The organism is Aeromonas sp. S11(2024), assembly GCF_041402345.1.
In the GTDB taxonomy this organism is placed as follows: Bacteria; Pseudomonadota; Gammaproteobacteria; order Enterobacterales; family Aeromonadaceae; genus Aeromonas; species Aeromonas veronii.
This window is the reverse complement of record NZ_JBGLRC010000022.1, coordinates 25,847-49,768: the sequence shown is the minus strand read 5'-3', so window position 1 is coordinate 49,768 and position 23,922 is coordinate 25,847. Positions and strand designations below refer to the sequence as shown.

23 protein-coding genes are annotated in these 23,922 nt (G+C 59.5%); 14 read left to right on the top strand and 9 right to left on the bottom strand.

Annotated elements, in window-relative coordinates; all coding sequences use genetic code 11:
• The first annotated feature begins 197 nt into the window (after positions 1-197).
• Complete coding sequence (locus ACB040_RS16000) at positions 198-962, top strand: EAL domain-containing protein (protein ID WP_371155533.1); 765 nt, start codon at positions 198-200, stop codon at positions 960-962.
• A 119-nt stretch (positions 963-1,081) separates the two neighbouring features.
• On the opposite strand, the gene ACB040_RS15995 is transcribed toward ACB040_RS16000, so the two are convergent.
• Complete coding sequence (locus ACB040_RS15995; RefSeq protein ID WP_371155535.1) at positions 1,082-2,620, bottom strand: ADP-ribosyltransferase; 1,539 nt, start codon at positions 2,618-2,620, stop codon at positions 1,082-1,084.
• Positions 2,621-2,850: 230 nt separating this feature from the next.
• Positions 2,851-4,212, bottom strand: coding sequence for an ADP-ribosyltransferase (locus ACB040_RS15990; protein ID WP_371155537.1), 1,362 nt, complete (start codon positions 4,210-4,212; stop codon positions 2,851-2,853).
• Between the two features lie 198 nt (positions 4,213-4,410).
• Between ACB040_RS15990 and ACB040_RS15985 the strand changes: the two genes are divergently transcribed.
• Both ACB040_RS15985 and ACB040_RS15980 read left to right on the top strand, forming a co-directional pair.
• On the top strand, positions 4,411-4,788 hold the full coding sequence (locus ACB040_RS15985) for a CesT family type III secretion system chaperone (RefSeq protein ID WP_338773143.1): 378 nt from the start codon (positions 4,411-4,413) through the stop codon (positions 4,786-4,788).
• 126 nt (positions 4,789-4,914) lie between these two features.
• Positions 4,915-5,409, top strand: a complete 495-nt coding sequence (locus ACB040_RS15980) for a DM13 domain-containing protein (RefSeq protein ID WP_101530631.1) — start codon at positions 4,915-4,917, stop codon at positions 5,407-5,409.
• A 74-nt stretch (positions 5,410-5,483) separates the two neighbouring features.
• Here the strand turns inward: ACB040_RS15980 and ACB040_RS15975 are convergent, their stop codons facing one another.
• Positions 5,484-7,748, bottom strand: coding sequence for a methyl-accepting chemotaxis protein (locus ACB040_RS15975; RefSeq protein WP_338773146.1), 2,265 nt, complete (start codon positions 7,746-7,748; stop codon positions 5,484-5,486).
• Positions 7,749-8,123: 375 nt separating this feature from the next.
• Between ACB040_RS15975 and ACB040_RS15970 the strand changes: the two genes are divergently transcribed.
• The 3 genes from ACB040_RS15970 to ACB040_RS15960 are packed head-to-tail and all read left to right on the top strand — an operon-like array spanning position 8,124 to position 9,809.
• A complete protein-coding gene (locus ACB040_RS15970; protein ID WP_371155540.1) occupies positions 8,124-8,795 on the top strand; it encodes a CsgG/HfaB family protein in 672 nt (223 codons plus the stop codon).
• A 10-nt stretch (positions 8,796-8,805) separates the two neighbouring features.
• A complete protein-coding gene (locus ACB040_RS15965; protein WP_050498494.1) occupies positions 8,806-9,159 on the top strand; it encodes a DUF4810 domain-containing protein in 354 nt (117 codons plus the stop codon).
• On the top strand, positions 9,156-9,809 hold the full coding sequence (locus tag ACB040_RS15960) for a DUF799 domain-containing protein (RefSeq protein WP_019446311.1): 654 nt from the start codon (positions 9,156-9,158) through the stop codon (positions 9,807-9,809). Before ACB040_RS15965 ends, ACB040_RS15960 begins: the two co-directional genes overlap by 4 nt.
• Positions 9,810-9,938: 129 nt before the next feature.
• Here ACB040_RS15960 and ACB040_RS15955 read toward each other — a convergent pair whose 3' ends face one another.
• A complete protein-coding gene (locus ACB040_RS15955; protein ID WP_005357328.1) occupies positions 9,939-10,943 on the bottom strand; it encodes a substrate-binding domain-containing protein in 1,005 nt (334 codons plus the stop codon).
• A 434-nt stretch (positions 10,944-11,377) separates the two neighbouring features.
• Between ACB040_RS15955 and ACB040_RS15950 the strand changes: the two genes are divergently transcribed.
• The 8 genes from ACB040_RS15950 (at position 11,378) to ACB040_RS15915 (ending at position 17,917) form a co-directional block, all read left to right on the top strand.
• Complete coding sequence (locus ACB040_RS15950) at positions 11,378-12,499, top strand: branched-chain amino acid ABC transporter substrate-binding protein (protein WP_076493778.1); 1,122 nt, start codon at positions 11,378-11,380, stop codon at positions 12,497-12,499.
• A 66-nt stretch (positions 12,500-12,565) separates the two neighbouring features.
• Entirely contained in the window at positions 12,566-13,492 is a 927-nt protein-coding gene (gene livH, locus ACB040_RS15945) for a high-affinity branched-chain amino acid ABC transporter permease LivH (protein WP_005339439.1), read from the top strand.
• On the top strand, positions 13,492-14,760 hold the full coding sequence (locus ACB040_RS15940) for a high-affinity branched-chain amino acid ABC transporter permease LivM (RefSeq protein ID WP_005355922.1): 1,269 nt from the start codon (positions 13,492-13,494) through the stop codon (positions 14,758-14,760). Before livH ends, ACB040_RS15940 begins: the two co-directional genes overlap by 1 nt.
• Entirely contained in the window at positions 14,757-15,530 is a 774-nt protein-coding gene (livG, locus tag ACB040_RS15935; protein ID WP_151286466.1) for a high-affinity branched-chain amino acid ABC transporter ATP-binding protein LivG, read from the top strand. The genes ACB040_RS15940 and livG overlap by 4 nt, the downstream gene beginning before the upstream one ends.
• 10 nt (positions 15,531-15,540) lie before the next feature.
• Positions 15,541-16,242 carry an ABC transporter ATP-binding protein gene (locus tag ACB040_RS15930; protein WP_263719010.1) on the top strand — a complete coding sequence of 234 codons (702 nt, stop codon included), beginning with the start codon at positions 15,541-15,543 and terminating at the stop codon, positions 16,240-16,242.
• Positions 16,243-16,364: 122 nt separating this feature from the next.
• On the top strand, positions 16,365-16,688 hold the full coding sequence (gene glpE, locus ACB040_RS15925) for a thiosulfate sulfurtransferase GlpE (protein ID WP_005355913.1): 324 nt from the start codon (positions 16,365-16,367) through the stop codon (positions 16,686-16,688).
• On the top strand, positions 16,685-17,518 hold the full coding sequence (gene glpG / locus ACB040_RS15920) for a rhomboid family intramembrane serine protease GlpG (protein WP_338773155.1): 834 nt from the start codon (positions 16,685-16,687) through the stop codon (positions 17,516-17,518). The genes glpE and glpG overlap by 4 nt, the downstream gene beginning before the upstream one ends.
• Before the next feature lie 141 nt (positions 17,519-17,659).
• Positions 17,660-17,917 (top strand): accessory factor UbiK family protein, encoded by a 258-nt coding sequence (locus ACB040_RS15915; RefSeq protein WP_106844556.1) that lies wholly within the window; start codon positions 17,660-17,662, stop codon positions 17,915-17,917.
• Positions 17,918-17,971: 54 nt separating this feature from the next.
• Here the strand turns inward: ACB040_RS15915 and ACB040_RS15910 are convergent, their stop codons facing one another.
• The 5 genes from ACB040_RS15910 to rho all read right to left on the bottom strand — a co-directional run bounded on the left by ACB040_RS15910 (position 17,972) and on the right by rho (position 23,917).
• Positions 17,972-18,985 (bottom strand): sensor domain-containing diguanylate cyclase, encoded by a 1,014-nt coding sequence (locus tag ACB040_RS15910; protein WP_106844557.1) that lies wholly within the window; start codon positions 18,983-18,985, stop codon positions 17,972-17,974.
• Between the two features lie 217 nt (positions 18,986-19,202).
• Complete coding sequence (fre, locus tag ACB040_RS15905) at positions 19,203-19,901, bottom strand: NAD(P)H-flavin reductase (protein ID WP_005339423.1); 699 nt, start codon at positions 19,899-19,901, stop codon at positions 19,203-19,205.
• Between the two features lie 146 nt (positions 19,902-20,047).
• Entirely contained in the window at positions 20,048-21,517 is a 1,470-nt protein-coding gene (gene ubiD, locus ACB040_RS15900; RefSeq protein WP_158114355.1) for a 4-hydroxy-3-polyprenylbenzoate decarboxylase, read from the bottom strand.
• A gap of 33 nt (positions 21,518-21,550) precedes the next feature.
• Complete coding sequence (locus ACB040_RS15895) at positions 21,551-22,543, bottom strand: hypothetical protein (RefSeq protein WP_100647151.1); 993 nt, start codon at positions 22,541-22,543, stop codon at positions 21,551-21,553.
• Positions 22,544-22,651: 108 nt separating this feature from the next.
• Complete coding sequence (gene rho / locus ACB040_RS15890; RefSeq protein WP_005339417.1) at positions 22,652-23,917, bottom strand: transcription termination factor Rho; 1,266 nt, start codon at positions 23,915-23,917, stop codon at positions 22,652-22,654.
• Positions 23,918-23,922 lie beyond the last annotated feature (5 nt).

Genomic DNA, 23,922 nt, shown 5'->3' with positions numbered 1-23,922 from the left:
CTACGGGACGACACGGAGGCCTGCGGAGTATGCTGCTTGGTATTGATCTGTCATTGTCGAATCCATCATGGCCCCGGCTTTCCCGTGCAATCAGCTTCCCACCCCCTGCCCAATCCAAGGAATTACCTCTGCAGGGGGAGATGAGCTGTTATCATTTGAGACAGTCCCCAGCGCCGCCACGCCCCAAGAGGAGAGTCATGGATATACCTGCCGCCCCGTCCCCCGCCACCTGCCAGCTGTGTCAGGAGAAAGCAGAACTCGACTTCGACTTCACCATGGCCTTTCAGCCCATCGTCGATTGCAGCCAGCGTACCGTCTTCGGCTACGAGGCGCTGGTGCGGGGGATCAACAACGAACCCGCGCAGAGCGTGATTGCCCGGGTCAACGACGACAACCGCTACCGTTTCGATCAACTGTGCCGGATCAAGGCCATCGCGCTGGCCGCCCGGCTCGGGATGAAGGGGATGCTGAGCATCAATTTTCTGCCAAACGCGGTCTATCGCCCGGAGCGCTGCATCCGCACCACCCTGCAGGCGGCCCGCGAGCACCACTTCCCCATTGAGCAGATCATGTTCGAGCTGACCGAGGTGGAGCAGGTGCAGGATAGCCAGCATCTTCGCGGTATCGTCGATCACTATCAGGCGCTTGGCTTCAAAACGGCGATCGATGACTTTGGCGCCGGTTACTCGGGCCTCAACCTGCTGGCCGATTTTCACCCCAACATCGTCAAGCTCGATATGCACCTGCTGCGCGGCATCGACCATGACCCGACTCGGCAAGCCATAGTGCGCCACTGTCTGGCCCTGCTTGCCGAGTTGCAGATCACCCCGCTGGCGGAGGGGATCGAAACCCGCGAAGAAATGGCCTGCCTGCGGGAGATGGGCGTCAGCCTGATGCAGGGCTATCTGTTTGCCCACCCCGGCTTTGAAAACCTGCCGGAAGTAGATTTCGCCAGCCTCTAAGCCATGTCGGCATACACTGACCCCCTCAGCCGACTCCCGCCTGAATAAGAGAACGGACACCCGAGGGTGTCCGTTTTTATGTCATATCACCTTGCCCCGAGGGGCTGTGTACTGACGGTTTACAAATAGCTCTCATCGACACCGATATGGGCCAGCGCAGCCAGTTCGAGCGGCGTCAGCTGGCTGGCGGAGTCGATCATGGTCGGCTCGCCACGGGCGGACCCGGGCAGTTGCAGCCGCTCCTTGAGCGCATCGGTCAGGCTGCCCACCAGATTGCCCATGCGGGTCAGGCGGGAGACCAGCACGGCCTCAGGACTGCTTTCGCTATCGGCAAAGCCGGAGACCTGAGCCACCGCGAAGTCGCAGACAGCCCTGGCCCGATCACCAAAAGCCCCTTCCAGCTGTTGCAGCACCTGCCGTGCCTCGCTGTCGCCGAGACGCCCCAGCTCCGCCTGCATATGGCCGGTGTCAAAGCGCAGTCGCGCCCCGGCATCGAGCCGCTCCTCTCGCGGCTTGAGCGCGGTATGGTCCACCCACGCCTGCTCGGTCTGACCGGCAAACTGCATCAGGCCGCCCAGCACCAACCGCTGGTTGGGGCGCGCCGAGGCGAGACTATCGAGGGCATGACCAAGAGAAGAGTCCTTGGCGTCGCTGCCGCTGGCCAGCGAGAGCGCCAGAGTACGCAGGGTTTGCAGATCGCCGCGGGTCTGCAACTTGGCCATGTGGGAACTGTTGATGGAGCCATCGGCAATGTGTTGATGCAGGGCATTGAGATCGCTGCTGCTCAGGGTCACCTCGGTCGAGGTTTGATCCCGCAGCAGGTAGCTGGCCTGATAGCTGATAAGATCCAGCGCCAGCTTGTAGCCGGTGGCCGGGGTCTGCCGCGCCATGGCGACCTGTTCGCGAGCAGCACCTTTGCTTTCACCGCTTTGGACGGGCACCGCATCCGCTGTTGTGGCCGCGCTTTGCGCCGGTTCACCAGCGATTTCAGCCTTGACGGCCCGCTGCAGGTCGGCCACTTCACCCATCGCGGTGTGCAGCTGGCTCATCGCCTCCTGCAGCAGTTCGGAGGTGGCGCTGGCGAGCAGGTCGGTCACCTTGCCCCCAACAGTGCCCCACTGCTGGAGCGGGATACCGGCGATGGGGCGGGCCAGCAGCCCGGCAGCCAACTCCCGGAGTTCAGGCTGCTGGGAGCCGACGACAACAGCCTGCAACGCGGTGCAGAGAGAGCGCAGTGGGCCGTTGCCGGTCGCCAGAGTGGCGTGCTCCTTGCCCAGTTGTTCGGCGGCGATGTTGTTCAATACATCCGCCTTGGCAAAGCCACCCAGCGAGCTACCAAATGCAGCCTGCTTCATCAGGCGCTGAAGATCCTCGGGGGACGTGGCGGTTTGCGCCTTCGGCGCAGCGGCACTCTTGCCGCTCCCCAGCAAGTTGCCAATCCACTCTTTGATGGCCACGAACGGACGGGCCAGTTGGGCCCCCAATCGCGAGAGCAGCCCCTGCCCTTTCTGCGGTTCGCTGCGGTTGCCCAGCAAGATCGCATCTTGTCCGGTGGCAACCTGACGTGCCTCCAGCTGGCCCATCCGGCCAACCCCTGTGGTTGCATCACTGTGGTGAGCGACGGCCTGTGTGCCGACGGTGTTTGCTTGAATCTGCATGATGATTGTCTTCTTGTGATGTTTCGCCGCCAGTCTAGGAGAGGCCATCAACAGGGACTATCGGGATTGGTCGCGATTTTTGTACTGAGCGCGGCGTGCTATCTCGCTGACCAAAAAGCTAAAAAAAGAGAGCCACCAACTTGCACTGAGCCCCCTATAGCCCACTCCCGCCAGAATAAAAAAACGGACACCCGAGGGTGTCCATTGGTATCAGTTCTCGTGCTATCTGGTCACTCCAGATCGAGGCCGCGCATCTTCAGACGGATATCAACCTCTTGCGGCTTGTCGGCACCGCCCGACCCTCTTGCCAGATCCAGCGCATCCAGCAGCCCCTTGCTATGGCCGCTTTGTTCTCCCAACTTGGCCTCTTCCAGTACCCGCCTGGTGACTCCCCGCTCATCTTTGGCACTCAGCAACACCCGCATATCCGTCGCCTTGTTATAGAGGATCTCCTGCTCATCCCCTTCAACGGATATGTCGCTGACATCGATCCCCGAGCGGCCAAATACCGTGGAAATAGTGCCTGAACCACCAAAGCTGGTGGCCACCTTGGGATCCCGGGAGGTGGAGAAATAAGCGGCATCATGACCGACTTGCCCCTCTGCCACCCCGCTGAACGCATCGCCACCGTGGGTACCGCGGAAGGTCTTGACCAACTGCTCGGCGGGAGTGCTTTTTTCAAAAGCAGCAGACATGCCCTGATCGATCAATGCTTGCCCTGCATCCAGCTGCTTTTCCTGACGCAGCGAGCGATTCAGGTGCTGGTATTCGCCATTGGTGTAGAGACCAAGCGCCATGACTTCAGCATCGCTGTAAAAACCGTGGGGCTGTTCACCCAGATATTGTTCAGCCTCCAGGCCAAATTGATTCTGCAAACCCTCAGCCAGCGCCTTGTCGGCAGGCTCACCTTTAACTTCGCTCTCGACGGCATAGCGTAATTGGGCAACCTCATGCATCAGGTCGTTCAATCCGGCTGCAACCTCACCAAGTTGCTCCTGCGTGGCGGAGCTCACCCATTCGCTGGCCTGCCTGCCCGTGGTTCCCCATTGCTGCAGAGCAATCCCGCCCAAATTCAGTTCAAGCAGGCGGGCGGCCTGATGAGTGGTTGCCTCGATTTTTGATCCATCACGAATACCGCTCAGGGCAGTGACCAAGGAACGCAGAGCACCGTTGCCAGTCGCCAGCGTGGTGTGGTCCTTGCGCAGTTGTTCAGCATTGATACTTTTCAGCTCGCTTGTCTTGTCGAGCGCGCTCAGGGTATAGGGCAGTGCCTTTTGCAAAAAAAGACGTTTCTGATCCGCCATGGAGAGGTTTTCTGCTACCTGAGTCTTCGGCGCAGCGGCACTCTTGCCACTCCCCAGCAGGTTGCCAATCCACTCTTTGATGGCCACGAACGGACGGGCCAGTTGGGCCCCCAATCGCGAGAGCAGCCCCTGCCCTTTCTGCGGTTCGCTGCGGTTGCCCAGCAAGATCGCATCTTGTCCGGTGGCGACCTGACGCGCCTCCAGCTGGCCCATCCGGCCAACCCCTGTGGTTGCATCACTGTGGTGAGCGACGGCCTGTGTGCCGACGGTGTTTGCTTGAATCTGCATGATGATTGTCTTCTTGTGATGTTTCGCCGCCAGTCTAGGAGAGGCCATCAACAGGGACTATCGGGATTGGTCGCGATTTTTGTACTGAGCGCGGCGTGCTATCTCGCTGACCGAAAAGCTAAAAAAAGAGAGCCACCATTAACAGTGCCGCTGGCGGTGACCTGCTCTAATGGCGCCATCATCAATCTGGAGCCATCAATGAACTCTCTTTATCACGCCGCCATCCACCAGCTGTTTCTATCCCTCTCCCTGCCTGCGCCGCAACAGGAGGAGAGCGTCACCAGCCTGCAGATCGGCGAACTGACCTGCCATCTGACCGAACACCCGGCCGACTATCTGCTGATGTTTACCCGCCTCGACGCGGCCACCAGTGCTCAGGCGGCCGCCCAGAACCTCTTCAGTCAGGACCCGTGCAAACCGGTACTGGGTTTCGATACCGAGAGCCTGACACCGGTACTGTGGAGTCGTCAGCCCTTGCAGCAACTGGATCGCACCCAGATCCACCACCAGCTGGAACAGCTGGTGCACGCCGCCAGCGAGATCAACAAAAGGCAGGACGGCACCATCCGGCCTTGAGCCATTGGCGTGACCACACCCCACGTCACCATAGATGGATAACTACACCTCTGGCCTGAGCAAACTGGGCAGCGGGCCCCCGGACTGGTATGGTTTTGCCATCAATTCATCAACGACCGAGATATCATGAAACGCAAAACCATGGCCCTGCTGCTGGGCACCCATCTGCTGGTCGCGGCGGCAGGCTTTGCCGCCGGTGTCTACACCCTGCCGATCCTGATCGCGCCACCCGCCCCTGATACCGAGCAGGTAGCGGCCAGCCAGCAGCAAGCGAGATTCCACGGCACCTTTCGCCGGGATCTGAAAGACAGCGATCGGCTGCACTGGGGGGAAGGCAAGGTGAGCATAGGGCCGGACGCCGTCAGTCTGATGGGCAAGCTGGCCCCCGGGCCGGACTACCAGCTCTACCTCTCCCCCGAGTTTGTCGAGACCGAAGCCGATTTTGCCCGCCTCAAGGATCAGATGGTGCGAGTCGGGCCGGTGAAGACCTTCGACAACTTTATCGTGCCGCTGCCCGCCACGATCGATCCGGCCCGCTACAGCAGCGTGATCGTCTGGTGTGAAACCTTCGGCCAGTTCATCACCGCCGCCCGTTATCAGGATGAGAGTCCGGAGCAGTAACCTCGCCCCAGACCCGCACCATGAAAAAGGGCTGACATCGCTGTCAGCCCTTTGGCTATCAGGCCCGCTCGTCATTAACGCTCCGGCTTGGTCATCTCCTGCAGCAACTGATCGATGCAGCCCACTACCTGCTCTGAGTTCTGCTCGATTTCGCGGTAGAGCGCCTCCGCCTCTTCATGCTTGTGTTGGTTTTTCAGCTCGATAATCTGCTGGATCACCTGATGCAATCTGGCGTGGGGGGCGGCCATCGCCCTGAAGGCGGATTGATCGCCGCAGCATGTCTGCCCTTCGCTGAAGTACCAGTGGCCAAGGCGGCACTCCTTGTCACTGACCGCCTCGCTGCGCGACAACCCCTCCTGCCCATCCAGATAGGCGCGCACCCGGGTCTTCCAGCCCATATGAGCGGCGCGGGCACGACTCAGCACCATCCGCACGTTGGAACCATCCTGGAACTGCCCGGCCAGATCCCCCAGCTTGTCCACCAGGGTCGCCACATGGCTGGCGATATGGGCGGTATCCCGCGCCACCAGCGTGGTGGCCTGGGAGATCTCGTGGACGCTGACGATATTGCGGGTGATCTCGTCGCTCACCGAGGATTGCTCCTCCGAAGCGGCGGCGATCTGGGTGTTCATGTCGCGAATGCTGTTGACCGCCCCCTTGATCCGGCCGAGGGCTTCTCCCGCCTGATTGGCCCGCTCCACCGACTCCCCCGCTCGCGAGACGCTGTGTTCGATCATGGTCACCGTGGTGCCCACCGCCCGTTGCAACTGCTCGATGGTGCCGCGGATCTCGGCGGTGGAGTGCTGGGTGCGCCCGGCCAGCGAGCGCACCTCGTCGGCCACCACCGCAAAACCACGCCCCTGTTCACCGGCCCGGGCCGCCTCGATGGCGGCGTTGAGGGCCAGCAGATTGGTCTGCTCGGCGATGGACTGGATCACCGCCAGCACAGAGCCAATCTGCTCGCTGGCCTTGGCGACCTCTTTCACCGTGTTGCCCGCGCTGGCGATCTCCTCCGCCAGCTGTTCGATCATGTTGACGCTCTGCTGCACCACCTCATCACCGGTGACCGCCTGATTGTCCGCTTCGTTGGCCGCTTCGGCCGCCTGTGCCGTGTTGTTGGCCACCTCGTGTACCGTGCTGGTCATCTCGGTCATGGCGGTGGCGAGCTGGGTGGTCTGCTCCTGCTGGCGCGTCATGCTGCCAAGGTTGCCCGCCGCACTGCGCGACAGCCGCTCGCTCTCGCCAGCCAGTTCGCCCAGAGTGGAGGTGAGCTGGCTGATGGTGTCGCGGATCTTGGCAACAAAGCCATTGAACGCCGACCCGAGGCGGCGGATCTCCTCCGGCCCCGCCACCGGCAGCTTGCTGCCGAGATCGCCGGAGCCATTGGCCAGCGCCTCCAGCGCCTTGACGCTGTCGAGCAGAGGACGATTGATGCGATTGAGCGCGAACGCCATCACCATGGCAATCACCAGAGCCCCTACTAGAGAAATGATCGCCATCTGCCAGCCCTGACGAGCCAGATCGGCCGCGACCAGACTGTGATCCCGGGTCAATTCGATGATACCGACTGCCTTGCCGGAGTAATCGCGCAGGGGAGCCGCCATCACCAGCAAATCACTCCCCTGCTGCGTCATATTGACGAAACGTTCCTCACCGGCCAGTACCGGCTGATACCACTCCATCGCCTCACCAAGCCGAGATGTGCCAACCAGCGTCACCAGCTTGCCCTGCTCAAACAGATAGATGGCGAGCTGCACCTGCTTGTCCAGCAGTTGGCCAAACAGCTTTTCATCCAGAGCACGACCGAACTCCACCGAACCGACCGGCTGCCCGTTGAAGGTGACCGGCACGACCCCGCGCAAACCGGTACCCGCCACGCCAATCTCCAGCCCACCAACGGCATGATGCTCGCGATTCACCTCAACCACAGTGGGGCGAATGGCAGAGAGGTCATCACCGTGTTTTTCAGGCTTGTGTACCCGATAGAGGGAAGTGGCTGGCGGCAGGTGGAACTGGAACTGCTCGATCCCCTGCGCCTTGATGGCGGGCCAGAGCGGATCAAACAGATTGGCGAGGGTCTGCCAATCCTTGTCGGCCACCGCCTTTGCTGCATCCGGCCGCTGGGCGATCAGGGTCGCCGCCAGCACGGTTTCATGGCTGGTGTTTTTGATCACCGCTTCCACGTTCTGGAGCTGGCTCCGCAGTGCAGCCTGCTCGGCCGCGAGCGCCCGCTGGCGATTTTCAAACAGATTAAAGGTAAGCAGCACCACGGCGAGCAATACGATGCCGCCAATTGCCAGCAGCGTGATCTGGTGACCCAGCTTGCGAGGGGGGAACATAAGACACCATCCTTGACAGTCATATCCAACCTACAGGATGGAACGGTTAAGTCGGGAGTCCATCAGAACTTAACCCTTTGTTGATATTGATCAAACCATTAACAAGCAAAATGCGAGGTGGGTCAAACGGGGGAAATGTTTATCATATGGGCTGGAATTGGGTCTTGGTGCATACAACTGACAGTTTTCAGTCCAACACAACGATCACACTGCAAAATTTGGAGATCCCCCTTCAATCCCCCACCTTGGTTACCAAAGCACAACAAGGAGTTTTATTAAGGCTTCCAGCTGAAACGGTTCCGTTGGGAGCTTCATTGGTATACGATACAGGCCCCACAAAAAAACATTAATAATCATAAACTTAATAAGGCTGTCATGACAAAGTATCACATTGTTGCTGTGACTATCGCAGCAAGCTTGACACTTGCGGGTTGTGCAAGCGAATCCTCCCGAACACTTGAAGTTGCCAAAGTGACCTCTTACCAGACCCAATACCAAGGCACTCGCAGCCCCATTTCTGTGGGCAAGTTTGATAATCGCTCAAGCTACATGCGCGGTATATTCTCCGATGGTAACGACCGCCTGGGTAGCCAGGCCAAGACAATCCTGATCACCCACCTGCAACAAACTGGCCGTTTCAGTGTTCTGGACAGAGCCAACATGGAAGAGTTGCAAGCGGAAGCAGGGCTCAAGAAAGAGACTCAGACGCTGAAAGGCGCCGATTACGTCGTCACAGGCGATGTCACTGAATTTGGCCGAAAAGCGGTGGGAGATCATCAGCTGTTTGGCATTCTCGGCAGGGGCAAATCGCAGATCGCCTATGCCAAAGTCAACCTCAACATCGTCAATGTCAAAACGTCAGAAGTTGTTTTCTCGTCACAAGGGGCAGGCGAATTCGAGCTTTCCAACCGCGAAGTTATCGGTTTTGGTGGCACGGCCGATTATGACTCCACACTCAATGGCAAGGTGCTCGACCTGGCGATTCGTGAAGCCGTAAACAATCTGGTCTCTGGCATCCAGAACGGTGCCTGGCAACCGGCTCGCTAAGGGGGAATCAATGAACAAAATGCGTCAAGGACTCTGTCTGGCTTTTGCCCTCTTCAGCTACGGTTGTGCGACCCCACCCAAGCCCCTGTACAACTGGGGTGAATATCAGGATTCGGTCTACCAGAACCTTGAAGAAAAAGATAACGGTGAACAGATCGATCGGCTTGAGAAAAACCTGCAAGAAGCCAATGGCAAAGGGGAAAAGGTGCCGCCCGGTTTCCATGCTCATCTGGCCATGCTTTATGCCCAGCAAGGACGTGACAACCTCGCACTGGAACACTTCGAGAAAGAGAAGCAACTCTTCCCAGAATCAACCACTTTCATTAATTTTCTGCTCACCCAGAAGCAAGGAGCAGCCAAATGAAAAAGTTACTGATTTCCATCATGGGCTCACTGCTACTGGCTGGTTGCGCATCCCAACAAGCTGCGTATGACTACACAGCATTTCGGGAAAGTCACCCTACATCGATTCTGGTTTTGCCTCCCGTAAACCACAGTCCAGATGTTAAAGCCGGCAATAGCCTGCTCTCCCAGAGCACCATGCCACTGGCCGAGTCTGGCTATTATGTTTTCCCGGTCTCACTGACCAACGAAACCTTCCGTCAGAACGGCATGACTGTTGCGGAAGATATCCACTCTTTGCCCATCAGCAAACTGCATCAGATTTTTGGTGCTGATACCGCGCTCTATCTGGACATCACCGAATATGGCACCAGCTATATGGTGGTCTCGAGTGAAACAGCCGTGACAGCGAAAGCAAAATTGGTGGACCTGCGTAACGGCAAAACCATATGGGAAGGTACAGCCCGCGCTTCAAGCGCAGAGCAAAAGTCCAATGGTGGTGGTAGCCTGGTTGGCATGCTGGTCGTCGCCGTCGTTGACCAGATCACCAACACTGTGATGGACAAGGGCCATGATATCGCAGGGATAACCAGTTTCAGACTGCTAAGCGCAGGTATGCCTAATGGCATCCTGTATGGCCCCTACTCACCGAAATACAACACACAAAAATAACCATTCCTGCTTCTGACAGAAGTGAGGATAAGCAGAGTTGCTTGGGGAAAATCCTCTTGTACTCCAGCCTGCGAAAACAAAAACCCCCTCGTGACAGAGGGGGTTTTTCGTGTTGGCAACGGGCGCGGATTAACGCAACGGTTTGACCGAGCGACGGACAATCAGCTCGGGCTGTACCGTCATCGATTCCACTTCCAGCTCCTTGTTGCGGATCCGGCTGACCAGATGCTTCACCGCCAGCTGGCCCAGTTCGGCCTTCGGGTGGCGGATGGTGGTCAGCGGCGGGCTGGAGAAGCGCGCCATCTCCACATCGTCGTAGCCGATGATGGAGATATCGTCCGGCACCTTGACTCCCGCTTCCCAAGCAGCGCAAATCGCGCCGATCGCCATGGGATCGTCGAAGGCAAAGACCGCGGTCGGACGAGGCTGCAGGGCCAGGATGCGCTGCATGGCATCGAAGCCGCTCTGGCTCTCGTAATCCCCTTCAAAGACCTGTTCATCTTTGAGGGTCAGACCTTGTTCGCCCAGCGCATCGCGCACCCCGTCCAGCCGCTGCTGGGTGGTCGGCTTGGAGAGCTGGCCAGTGATGCAGACGATGTCGCGGTGCCCCAGCTCCAGCAGATGGCGTACGGCCATGCGGGCGCCGATGCGGGCGTTGTCGTTGATGACGTTGGCGAAATCGCACTCCGTGCCCCAATCCAGTACCACCTGCGGCACGTTCTTGTGGATGCGCAGCATGTCGCGCAACGGGGTGTCGATATCGGTACCCAATACCAGCAGACCATCCACCCGTTTTTCCATCAGCATTCTCAGGTAATGCTGTTGGCGAGGCGGCTGGTTTTCGGTGTTGCAGAGGATCAGGCTGTAGCCCTGTTCGAAGCAGTACGCTTCAACCCCTTGCACCACTTCTGCGAAGAAGGGGTTTACGCTGGTGGTGACCAGCATACCAATGGTCTTGGTCGAATTTATTTTAAGACTGCGCGCTACCGAGTTGGGCGCGTAGTTGAGTTCTGCCACCGCCTCAATCACTTTCTGGGTCGCGTCTTCGCTGACCCGCCGAGTGTGGTTGAGCACATGTGAGACGGTGGAGATGGATACGCCTGCGCGCGAGGCGACATCCTTGATAGTGGCCATCTCTGTCTCCTGACTGTCAAAGGCGGAACATTAGCAGATTTCCCGAATAAAGGCTTGGTTTTAACGAGCTCTGCCACGGAATTGTCAATGCCGGCTAATTTAGGCGCTCATTTCTGTTTGCGCAAATGGATTGTGGTCAAAATGGGAGCGCTGTCAGAGTAAAATATCGCCAGATTAATCCTCTGGCGTTTGTCAGAATCGCATCTCGTTACCAAGATGTTAAGTCAACAAATCAAAATTAAGCTCTAATTAGACGAAAATAACAGGTCATTTATTTCAAAATACACCCATCCAACCCCCTCTGGTTAGTATCTTTAACAGCTTGTTATTGCCCCGTGAGGAATGATAGAACCATACCTATAGCCGGATGCACGGGATGTAGATCCGGAATGGCACACGGAAATGAAACAATCCACTGATTAAGGGACGAATCAATGCATAAGTTGAGCAAAATCACAGTTGGCGCAGCGGTTTCTTTGGCTCTGTTTGGATCGATCTCCATCGCCCACGCGGCAGACACCATCAAGATCGGTATCGCAGGCCCGGTCACCGGCCCGGTAGCCCAGTACGGGGACATGCAGTTCACCGGCGGCAAGATGGCGGTCGAGCAGATCAACAAGGCTGGCGGCATCAATGGCAAGCAGATCGAAGCGGTCGTCTATGACGATGCCTGCGATCCCAAGCAGGCGGTGGCCGTTGCCAACAAGGTGGTGAACGATGGCGTCAAGTTCGTGGTCGGTCACCTCTGCTCCGACAACACCCTGCCCGCCTCCGACATCTATGAAGACGAGGGGATCCTGATGGTCACCCCCGCCTCCACCAACCCCAAGATCACCGAGCGCGGTTACCAGCTGACCCTGCGCACCATCGGCCTGGATAGCGATCAGGGCCCGACTGCCGCCAAGTACATCATCGAGCAGGTCAAACCCCAACGCGTGGCCGTTATCCACGACAAGAAGCAGTACGGTGAAGGGATCGCTTCCAGCGTCAAAGCCGCGCTCGACAAGGCTGACGTGAAAGTGGTGGCCTTTGAAGGGATCACCGCCGGTGACAAGGACTTCTCCGCCCTGATCGCCAAACTGCAGAAAGAGAACGTCGATTTCGTCTACTACGGCGGCTATCACCCGGAGCTGGGTCTGATCCTGCGTCAGGCTGGCGAGAAGGGGCTGAAAGCCAAGTTCATGGGCCCGGAAGGGGTGGGTAACAAGGATATCTCCGCCATCGGCGGCCCGGCTTCCGAAGGCCTGCTGGTGACCCTACCGAACAAGTATGACCTGGTGCCTGCCAACGCCCCGCTGGTGGCGGCGTTCAAGGCCAAGGGTCAGGACTCCTCCGGCCCGTTCGTCTGGACTACCTATGCCGCGGTGCAAACCCTGGCAGCCGGTATCGCCAAGGCGGGTGAAGATGACCCGGCCGCCGTTGCCGCCGCCATCAAGGCTGCGCCGATCGATACCGTGATGGGCCCCCTGACCTGGGCACCGAATGGTGACCTGAAAGGCTTCGAATTCGGTGTGTTCCAGTGGCACGCTGACGGTACTTCCAGCCAAGTCAAATAATCTGCCGATCGGGGGTGAGTACACTCACCCCCTCCTCTCTTTGCGGGCAAGTACAGGGAACGCAGTATGTCCGAACACCTCCTTTATCTCGTTCAGCAACTGCTGAACGGATTAACCATAGGCAGCACCTATGCGTTGATCGCCATTGGCTACACCATGGTCTATGGCATCATCGGCATGATCAACTTCGCCCACGGCGAGGTGTACATGATCGGCTCCTATGTCGCTTTTATGGTGATGGCGGGGCTCATGATGATGGGCATCGACAGCACCTTTCTACTACTGGGAGGCGCCTTCCTGGTCAGTATCATCATCACCGGCACCTATGGCTGGAGCATCGAACGGGTCGCCTACCGGCCGCTGCGCGGTGGCAACCGGCTGATCCCCCTCATCTCCGCCATCGGCATGTCGATCTTCCTGCAGAACATGATGCGGATGGCGCAGGGCTCGCGGGATATCGCCATGCCCAGCCTGATCTCCGGTGGCTGGACCCTGGGGGGTGAGGATGGTTTTCAGGCCAGCCTCTCCTATATGCAGCTGATCATCTTCGTGGTGACTTTCATCACCATGCTGGCGCTGACCCAGTTCATCGGCCGCTCCCGCATGGGCCGCGCCTGCCGCGCCTGTTCGGAAGATATCAAGATGGCCAACCTGTTAGGGATAGACACCCACGTGGTCATCTCCATCACCTTCGTGCTGGGAGCCGCGCTGGCCGCCGTCGCCGGGGTGCTGCTCGGCATGTATTACGGCGTCATCAACCCCTACCTCGGCTTTATGGCCGGTCTGAAGGCCTTCACTGCCGCTGTATTGGGCGGTATCGGCAGCATTCCGGGCGCCGTACTGGGCGGCCTGCTGCTCGGTGTGGTTGAAGCCCTCACCGCCGGTTATCTCAGCACCGAGTACAAGGATGTGATGGCGTTTGCCCTGCTCATTTTTGTGCTGCTCTTTATGCCGACCGGCATTCTGGGCCGTCCGGAAGTGGAGAAAGTGTGATGAAACATCAATTTATCCACGCCTGTATCGCCAGCCTGGTGCTGCTGGTGCTCTCCTTCTGGCTGCTCGGCTTCAAGCTGGAGACCGATGGCTCCAGCCTGCAGGTAGTGAGCCGCCTCGATGTGTCGCTGGCCTGGCTACTGGGGGGCGCCACCCTCGTTTTCTGGTTCCAGATGCTGCGCGGCCAGATCGCCAAGCTGTTTCAGGCCTCCATCAGCGGCTTCTCGGTCGGCTTTACCAAGCTGGTGCTGCCGAGCCCGGAAGAGGCGCCCAAGCTCTATAACCTCACCGCCGTGCTGGTGCTGCTGTTCGCGGTGAGCTGGCCCTTTATGGCTTCTCGCGGCGCCATCGATCTCGCCACCCTCACCCTGATTTACATCATGCTGGGGCTGGGGCTGAACGTGGTGGTCGGCCTCGCCGGTCTGCTCGATCTCGGCTATGTCGGCTTCTACGCGGTCGGCGCCTACAGCTATGCCCTGCTCAACACCTACTTCGGGCTGAGCTTCTGGGAGTGCCTGCCCATCGCCGGGCTGATGGCCGCTACCTTCGGCTTCCTGCTCGGTTTCCCGGTACTGCGGCTGCGGGGGGACTATCTGGCCATCGTCACCCTGGGTTTTGGTGAGATCATCCGCATCCTGCTCAACAACATGACCACCCTGACCGGCGGCCCGAACGGTATATCCGGCATTCCCAAGCCGACGCTGGGGGGTCTGGAGTTCAACCGCACCGTCAAGGATGGGGGCTTTGATACCTTCCACAACTTCTTCGGCATTACCTACAACGCCAACCACAAGGTGATCTTTCTCTACCTGATGGCGCTGGTGCTGGTGGTGGTGACCCTGTTCGTCATCAACCGCCTGCTGCGGATGCCCCTTGGCCGCGCCTGGGAAGCGCTGCGGGAAGACGAGATAGCCTGCAAATCGCTGGGGCTCAACCCCACCATTATCAAGCTGACCGCCTTCACCATAGGCGCTACCTTCGCGGGCTTTGCCGGCAGCTTCTTTGCCTCCCGGCAGGGCTTTATCAGCCCGGAATCCTTCGTCTTTATCGAATCGGCCATCGTGCTGGCGATTGTGGTGCTGGGTGGCATGGGCTCGCAGATCGGGGTGGTGCTGGCTGCCATCGTGATGACGGTGCTGCCGGAGCTGGCCCGCGAATTCAACGAGTACCGCATGCTGATGTTCGGCCTCTTGATGGTGTTCATGATGATCTGGCGGCCACAGGGATTGCTGCCGATGACCCGTCCGCATCTGGAGTTGAAGAAATGAGTACACATCAGAAGTTAATGGAAGTCTCTGATTTGTCGATGCGCTTCGGGGGCCTGCTAGCCGTCAACGGGGTCAAACTGGATATCGACAAGGGCGAGGTGATCTCCATCATCGGCCCCAACGGCGCAGGCAAGACCACCATCTTCAACTGCCTGACCGGTTTCTACTGTCCGAGCGGCGGCACCATCCGCTACAAGGGTGAGGAGATCCAGGGGCTGCCCGGCCACCTCATCGCCCGCAAGGGGATTGTGCGTACCTTTCAGCATGTGCGGCTGTTCAAGGAGATGACGGCGGTGGAGAACCTGCTGGTTGCCCAGCACCAGCACCTCAACACCAGCTTTATCGCCGGTCTGTTCAAGACCCCGGCCTTTCGCCGTGCCGAGCAGGAGGGGCTGGAGCGGGCCGCCTTCTGGCTGGATAAAGTGGGCCTCAAGGATCTTGCCAACCGCGCCGCCGGTAATCTGGCCTACGGTCAGCAGCGCCGGCTCGAGATCGCCCGCTGCATGGCGACCCGTCCCGAGCTGCTGATGCTGGATGAACCGGCCGCTGGCCTCAACCCGAAGGAGACCGACGAGCTGGACGAGCTCATCATGAACCTGCGGGACGAGTTCGGGGTCTCGGTGCTGCTGATCGAGCACGATATGAAGCTGGTGATGGGCATCTCCAACCGCATCTTCGTGGTCAGCCAGGGCACCCCGCTGGCCCACGGCAAGCCGGATGAGATCCGCAACAACCCGGCAGTGATCAAGGCCTATCTGGGCGAGTCGTAAGGACAAAAAGATGTTAGAACTTCGCAACGTATCGACCCACTACGGCAAAATTCAGGCACTGCACGATGTCAGCGTCGAGGTGAAAGAGGGGGAAATCGTCACCCTGATCGGCGCCAACGGCGCAGGCAAGACCACCCTGCTGATGACACTCTGCGGCGAACCCAAGCCCAGCAGCGGCTCCATCTGGTTTGAGGGGGAACAGATCAGCTCCCTCACCACCGCCCGCATTATGCGCAAGGATATCGCCGTGGTGCCGGAGGGGCGCCGCATCTTCGCCCGCCTGACGGTGGAGGAGAACCTGCTGATGGGCGCCTTCTTCGTCGACAAGGCCGAGCAGCATGGCCTGCTGGATCAGGTGTTTACCCTGTTCCCGCGCCTGCACGAGCGGCTGGCACAGCGGGCAGGCACCATGTCCGGCGGCGAGCAGCAGATGCTGGCCATCGGCCGCGCCCTGATGAGCAAACCGCGCCTGCTGCTGCTGGATGAACCCTCGCTGGGGCTGGCCCCCATCGTCATCCAGCAGATCTTCGACACCATCGAACAGTTGCGGCAGAAGGGGATGACCATCTTTCTGGTGGAGCAGAACGCCAACCAGGCGCTCAAGCTGGCCGACCGCGGCTATGTGCTGGAGAACGGCCACGTGGTGCTGCAAGACACAGGAGCCGCCCTGCTGGCCAACCCGGCAGTGCGGCAGGCCTATCTGGGCGGTTAACCCACTGACCCGCATGCCATATCGACAAGGGAGCCGCTGGCTCCCTTATCTTTTGTGGGGTTAGTTTGCGCCCAAGCTTGCGGTACACTGGCCCGTAATCAACCTATTCGCAGGACATCCCGATGGACCAGTTTGCCCATATCAATGCCCATGATGCCCACCAGAAACTGAGCGCGGGTGAAGCCCGTCTGGTGGATATTCGCGACCCGCAATCCTTTGAAGCGGCCCACGCGGTCGGCGCCTTCCACCTCACCAATGGCACCCTGGTGCGCTTTATGAATGAAGTGGATTTCGATACCCCGGTCATCGTGATGTGCTATCACGGCAACAGCAGTCAAGGGGCGGCCCAATACCTGCTGCAACAGGGTTATGACGAGGTCTACAGTCTGGATGGCGGCTTCGAGGCGTGGCGCAGGGAGTTTCCCATCGAGGCAGGCGAGGCATGATCCAGCTGCTGGTGCTCGACAACGCCCGCATGGCGCAGGCGATGGTGGACTATCTGGCGACGCTAGGGATCTCCTGCGAGCTGACCCAGTCCGAGCTGGGGGTCACCATCTGGCTGGCGGACGAGCAACGCCTCGCTCAGGCCCAGCTGGAGGTGAAGCGCTTTCTGGCCGAGCCGGGCCACCCGCGCTATATGGAAGCCTCCTGGCAATCCGGCCGCGCCGATGCCCGCATCGACTACAGCAAGGGGATGACGGACCCTATCACCGACTTCCTCCATCAGGCGGGGCCACTGACGCTGGTGGTGATCATCGCCTGTCTCGCCATCTACGGGATCGAGGCCATCGGCCTGCCCATCTACGATGAACTGGCATTCCACCCGACGCTGGCCCAGTTCACCGACTGGCAGGCGTGGCGCTATTTCACCCCCGCCCTGATCCACTTCTCGGTGCTCCATCTGGTGTTCAACTTGCTGTGGTGGTGGTATCTCGGCGGCCAGATCGAGCAGCGCCTCGGCAGCGGCAAGCTGCTGATCCTGCTGCTGGTGGGCGCCGCCCTGCCCAATATCGCCGAGTTCTTTGTCAGCGGCCCGCTGTTTGGCGGCCTCTCCGGCGTGGTCTATGCCCTGCTCGGCTACTGCTGGCTGCGCAGCAAGCTGCAACCGGCCTGTGGCCTTACTCTGCCACCGGCACTGATGGGCTTTATGCTGTTCTGGATGGTGCTCGGCTTCTTCGACATGCTCGGCACCAGCACGGCCAATATTGCCCACCTGACCGGCCTGCTGGTCGGCCTGCTGCAAGGCTGGCTGGATCGCAACCACCAACCGACCTGATTTTTCAGCAGTTGCAGAAACGAGAACGCCGCCCCGAAGGGCGGCGTTTGCTTGGCAGCACAAATGGTAAAAAGCCGCCGCGATCTCGGCAAAGTGAGGGAATTGTCGGTAGAATGTCCGCCAACGCTTAAGGAGGACATCATGATCGACCCGAAGAAACTGGAAGAGATCGCCAAGCAGGTGCACAACTCCCTGCCGCCCGGCATTCGCAGCATGGGTGAAGAGGCCGAGAAGAAGATGCGTCAGGTACTGCAAGCCCAACTGGGCAAGCTGGATCTGGTCAGCCGCGAAGAGTTCGACGTGCAGACCAAGGTGCTGCTGCGTACCCGTGAAAAACTGGCCGCCCTCGAAAGCAAGCTGGCTCAGCTCGAGCAGCAGATCGGCGCCAAAGGCGAATAACGAAAACCCCAGCTCGGCTGGGGTTTTTGCTTTGTATTGAACCTGTAAAAACCATCACACCTGAAGCAGATACCAGGCTCGCTTGCCGCGTGCCTTGGCCTCATACATGGCCCTGTCGGCCACCTCCAATGCCTGCCGGAAGCTCAATGGCTCCTCCTCCCAAAGGGCGATGCCGATACTCAGCCCCACCCGTTGCGGGCAACCGGGTTTGGGCACATAGCCATGCATCCGGCTGATCAGGGCGTCAGCCAGTTGCGCTAGGCCATGGCTCGACACATCCCGGTGCAGATGCACCACAAACTCGTCGCCGCCGTAACGGCCACATAGCGCCGAGCCAGGCATAATAAGGCGCAGCCAGTCCGCCATCTGCTGCAACACCAGATCGCCGCAGGCGTGCCCCAGCTGGTCGTTGATTCCCTTGAAATCATCCAGATCGATAAAGAGCAGCGCCCCCGCCCCTTGCGGCTGTAGCTGGGCAAACGCCTTGCCAAACCCCTGCCGGTTGAGCAAGCCGGTCAGCGCGTCGCTGTTGGCGCGCTCCGCCAGTCGCTGCTCATAAGCCTTGCGCTGGGTGATATCGATATGGGAGCCCATGATCCGCAGCGGCTTGCCATCGCCATCCCGATCGACGACCCGTCCCCTATCCCACAGCCAAGTGATCTCTCCGGCCGGGCTGATGGTGCGGTATTCGGCTTCATAGAAGGGGGTTTTGCCCTCAAGGTGGGCAAAGTAGCTGCCCATGGCATGGGCGCGATCGTCGGGATGGAGCTTGGCGCTCCACTGATCGAAATGAGGGGCCATGTCACCGGCCTGAAAGTTCTGCAGATTGAAGACCCGCAGCTCGCCGGTGGGAATGGTGCCCTGCCAGAGACAGATGCCGGTGCCATCGAGGGCAGCATTGAGCTTCTCCTGCAACAGGCCGTTTTCATGCTTCAAAGCGGCGATTTCTGCCTGCAAACGGGCCATTTCACCGCCATGAGGGGACGGGATCAGCGTTGCGACCCGCTCGACAGAGCCGGTCTCTCCCCTGTCATCCTCCGCAGATGCCCTGCCCTCTTCACTCAACACTGCGCCTCCTTGTGCTTGCTCTATGGATGATCTTGTCAATCCCTCACAAAGATGCCATCAGCTACGTTTGATTAGTAGCTATTCATAGTCAAAATATTGAAAAATAATGGGATAACGCCGCGATAATCCAACCATTCAGAGCGATCCGATACTGCGGCAGCCACAAAAAAAAGCCCCCGGCAAAACCGGGGGCTGCGTCATCCAGACGGGGATCCCGTCAGATAAATTCGTAGGCATCACCAAAGATGCGCTCCGGCTCGGCGCCGAGGATCTTGAACTCCTCACGCGCGGCACCCGCCATCTCGAAACGGCCGGCGACATAGATGTCGTAGTCGTGGAGGCTGACGAAGTCATCCATGATCGCCTTGTGTACCAGCCCGCTCTTGCCGGTCCAGTCAGCCTCCGGCTCCTGCACCACCGGAATAAAGGTGAGCGGCGCATAGTCACGCTCCCACTGCTGCATCTGCTCCAGTTCGTAGAGCCAGTGAGCCTGACGCACACCCCAGTAGAAGAACACCGGACGCTTGCTGCCAGTGTCGATCAGGTACTCCAGAATGGAGCGGGCGTAAGAGAAACCGGTGCCGCCCGCCATCAGGATCAGCGGACGGGGGGATTCATCGCGCAGGAACGCCTTGCCAGCCGGCAATTCGACCTCGATCTCCCCCTGCTCGCGCATGCGGGCCAGCACCTGACCGGCGTAGGCGTTCTCGGGAGTGGCACCAATTTGCAGCTCCAGCACGCCCGGGCGGGTCGGCGAGTTGGCGATGGAGAAGGGGCGCTTGTCCGAATCGCTCATCACCACCAGCAGATACTGGCCCGGCTTGAAGCTGATCGCTTGCTGCGGCGTCAGGGCCACATGCCAGATGGTGTCGACATATTCGCGCAGTTCCTCTACGCGGCATTTGATACGTTGCATTCTTGTCCTTGTGGCGGGCTCGCTCGGCCCGCTTCGCTCATTGTTTCACTATGGAGTGACGACCAGCAGCCCTGGCCCCGTCAGTCGAGAATACTCAAATCAGTGCGGATCGCATCACTTTTTGCAGCAAAGCTGTCATGTTTGCCTCATCCGAGGATATTGAGCTCATCCCAGATGGCATCAACCTTCTGCTTCACCGCCTCATCCTGAACTATGGGCTGACCCCACTCCCGATTGGTCTCGCCCGGCCACTTGTTGGTGGCATCCAGCCCCATTTTGGAACCGAGGCCAGAGACCGGCGAGGCGAAGTCCAGATAGTCGATCGGCGTATGCTCGATCAAGGTGGTGTCCCGTGCCGGGTCCATCCGGGTGGTGATTGCCCAGATCACATCCTTCCAGTCGCGGGCGTTGACGTCATCGTCACACACCACCACGAACTTGGTGTACATGAACTGGCGCAGGAAGGACCAGACCCCCAGCATCACCCGCTTGGCGTGGCCCGGGTAACGCTTCTTGATGGTCACCACCGCCATCCGGTAGGAGCACCCCTCCGGCGGCAGATAGAAGTCCACAATCTCGGGGAACTGCTTCTGCAGCAGCGGCACGAACACCTCGTTCAGCGCCAGACCCAGCACCGCCGGTTCATCGGGCGGACGGCCGGTGTAGGTGCTGTGATAGATGGCATCGCGCCGCTTGGTGATGTGGGTGATGGTGAAGACCGGGAACTCGTCCACCTCGTTGTAGTAACCGGTGTGGTCGCCATAAGGGCCTTCCGGCGCCATCTCGCCCGGCTCAAGATAGCCTTCCAGCACAATCTCGGCGCTGGCGGGCACCTCCAAATCGCAGCTGATGGCCTTGATCACCTCGGTACGGCTGCCGCGCAGCAGACCGGCAAAGGCATATTCGGAGAGAGTATCCGGCACAGGCGTCACCGCGCCGAGAATGGTCGCGGGATCGGCACCGAGCGCCACCACCACCGGGAATCGCTCACCGGGATGGGCCTCCTGCCACTCGCGAAAATCGATGGCACCGCCACGATGATCGAGCCAGCGCATGATCAGCTTGTTCTTGCCGATCTTCTGCTGGCGATAGATGCCGAGGTTCTGGCGTTTCTTGTAGGGGCCACGGGTGATGGTGAGGCCCCAGGTGACCAGCGGCGCCACATCGCCGGGCCAGCAGTGCTGGATCGGGATCTGGTCGAGATCGACCGCATCTCCCTCCTGCACCACCTGCTGACAGGGGGCGGAAGAGAGGCGCTTGGTCGGCATGTTGAGCACCTGCTTGAAGATCGGCAGCTTCTCCATCAGCTCCTTGAATCCCTTGGGCGGCTCGGGCTCCTTGAGATAGGAGAGCCAGACCCCGACCTGACGCAGGGCGCCCACATCGGGCTGCCCCATGCCCATGGCAACCCGATCAGGGGTACCAAACAGGTTGGTCAGCACCGGCATGGTGTAGCCTTTGGGATTTTCGAACAGCAGAGCCGGGCCACCTGCACGCAGGGTGCGATCGCTGATCTCGGTCATCTCCAGATAGGGATCTATCTCGCGGGTGATGCGCTTGAGTTGTCCGTTTTGTTCCAGCTGCGCGATGAAATCACGCAAATCCTTGTATTTCATGCAAGTTCCCAACCGGGTTCAGGAGGTCACGCATTATAACCCTGGCTGCCCATCGGGTGTACCCGAATCGGGCAGCAGACTCGGTGCAATGGGTGGCATGTCACGCTGGCCGAGGCGTCTGGCCAGCGCAGAGAGCAGCTGGGGCTCATCCACCTCCATCAACAGACCGGCCACCAGCGCCCCGTATTGACGGTTGGAAAGTTCCGCCAGCAGGTATTTCTGGGCTTGCGGCGGCAAGGGGGAGAGTGCGCTCAGCTGCCGCAAGGCGGCTCCCTTCAATCCCTCATTGCCACTGGCGGCAATCAGCAAATCGCTGGCAGCACTGCCGTGATGGAAGCGGTTGATGGTCGAGAGTGCACGCAGCGCATCCTGATCTGCCGGCCGCCGCCACAGCATGCCATAGAGCGCCGGTTCCCCGGTGCGCTGCAACAGATGGAACAACAGATGATTGTCGGGCAGATAGATATTCTGGCTGGCCAGCGCTTGCGCCTCCCGCATCCAGATCGGTTGCGGCAAGGTGTCGAGAGCCAGCAACAGGGCTTGCTGCTGCATGGCGAGATCGGGGTTACTGCTGTAGTAGATGGACTTTAGCTGGAAGCTGCCCTGGGCAAGCTGCTGCCGATAGCGCTGCATCAGTGATTGCAGCTGCCACTCCCCCAGCAGCTGACGGGCCTGTGCGGCAAAATCATAGACAGGTTGCTGCACCAGAAAACCGTCGACCTGCTGCTCCATGAGCCACTCGGGTGCCTTGTCGGCCTGAGCCTCGACCCACTGTTGCAACGCAGGGGATGCAGGGGAGGTAGCGGGAATATCCCGCAGCAGCTGCAACAGCAGGAACTCCCGCCGCTCGCGACTCAGGGTCGCCAGCAGAGAGTCGATGGCTGCAAATTGCCCCTCCTGCAGACGGCCCGCCAGATAGCGCTGGTGACTCTGCAACGTCTCGGCTGTCACCCCGACCGGTGCACTTTGCGCGAAGGCTGGCATTGCACTCAGCAACCCCAGCAATAACCAGAAAACAGGCTTCATGACGTCTCCATCCATGTGACATCGGGATCTCATACTACTAGGGCGACCGGAAAACAGATAAACAAAAACCGCGACCAAGGCCGCGGTTTCGTCATTTTTTGACCGAACTTACTTCTGCTGGCGCCGCATGGCGTCGAAGAACTCGTCGTTGGTCTTGGTCATCGCCAGCTTGTCGATGAGGAATTCGATACCGTCGATCTCGCCCATCGGGTGGACAATCTTGCGCAGGATCCACATCTTCTGCAGCTCGTCACCTGAGGTGAGCAGCTCTTCTTTACGGGTGCCTGAGCGGGTGATGTCGATGGCCGGGTAGACACGCTTCTCGGCAATCTTGCGCGAGAGATGCAGTTCCATGTTGCCGGTACCCTTGAACTCTTCGTAGATAACCTCGTCCATCTTGGAGCCGGTATCGATCAGCGCGGTGGCGATGATGGTCAGGCTGCCGCCCTCTTCAACATTACGCGCGGCACCGAAGAAGCGCTTGGGACGGTGCAGGGCGTTGGCATCCACACCACCGGTCAGTACCTTGCCGGATGACGGGATGACGGTGTTGTAGGCACGGGCCAGACGGGTGATGGAGTCCAGCAGGATCACCACATCTTTCTTGTGCTCGACCAGGCGTTTGGCCTTCTCGATCACCATTTCGGCAACCTGAACGTGACGGGAAGCAGGTTCGTCAAAGGTGGAAGCGATCACTTCACCTTTCACCATCCGCTGCATCTCGGTCACCTCTTCCGGACGCTCGTCGATCAGCAGAACGATCAGTTCACAGTCCGGGTGGTTGTAGGCGATGCTCTGGGCGATGTTCTGCAGCAGCATGGTCTTACCGGCCTTGGGCGGCGCCACGATCAGGCCACGCTGGCCTTTACCGATGGGGGAAGCCAGGTCCAGTACACGGGCGGTGATATCTTCGGTAGAGCCATTACCCCGTTCCATACGCAAACGTTCGTTGGCATGCAGGGGGGTAAGGTTTTCAAACAGGATCTTGTTGCGGGAGTTTTCCGGACGGTCGTAGTTGACCTCATTGACCTTGAGCAGTGCGAAGTAGCGTTCGCCCTCTTTCGGTGGCCGGATCTTGCCGGAGATGGTATCGCCGGTACGCAGGTTGAAGCGGCGGATCTGGCTCGGGGAGACGTAGATATCGTCAGGGCCTGCCAGATAGGAGCCGTCTGCACTGCGCAAGAAGCCGAAACCATCGGTCAGGATTTCCAGCACACCGTCGCCAAAGATATCTTCACCACCCTTGGCGTGCGCCTTGAGGATTGCAAAAATAATATCTTTCTTGTGCGCCCGAGCCAGATTTTCCAACCCCATGGATTCGCCAAGCTTGACCAGCTCGGACACAGGAGTGTTCTTTAATTCAGTCAGATTCATAGTGG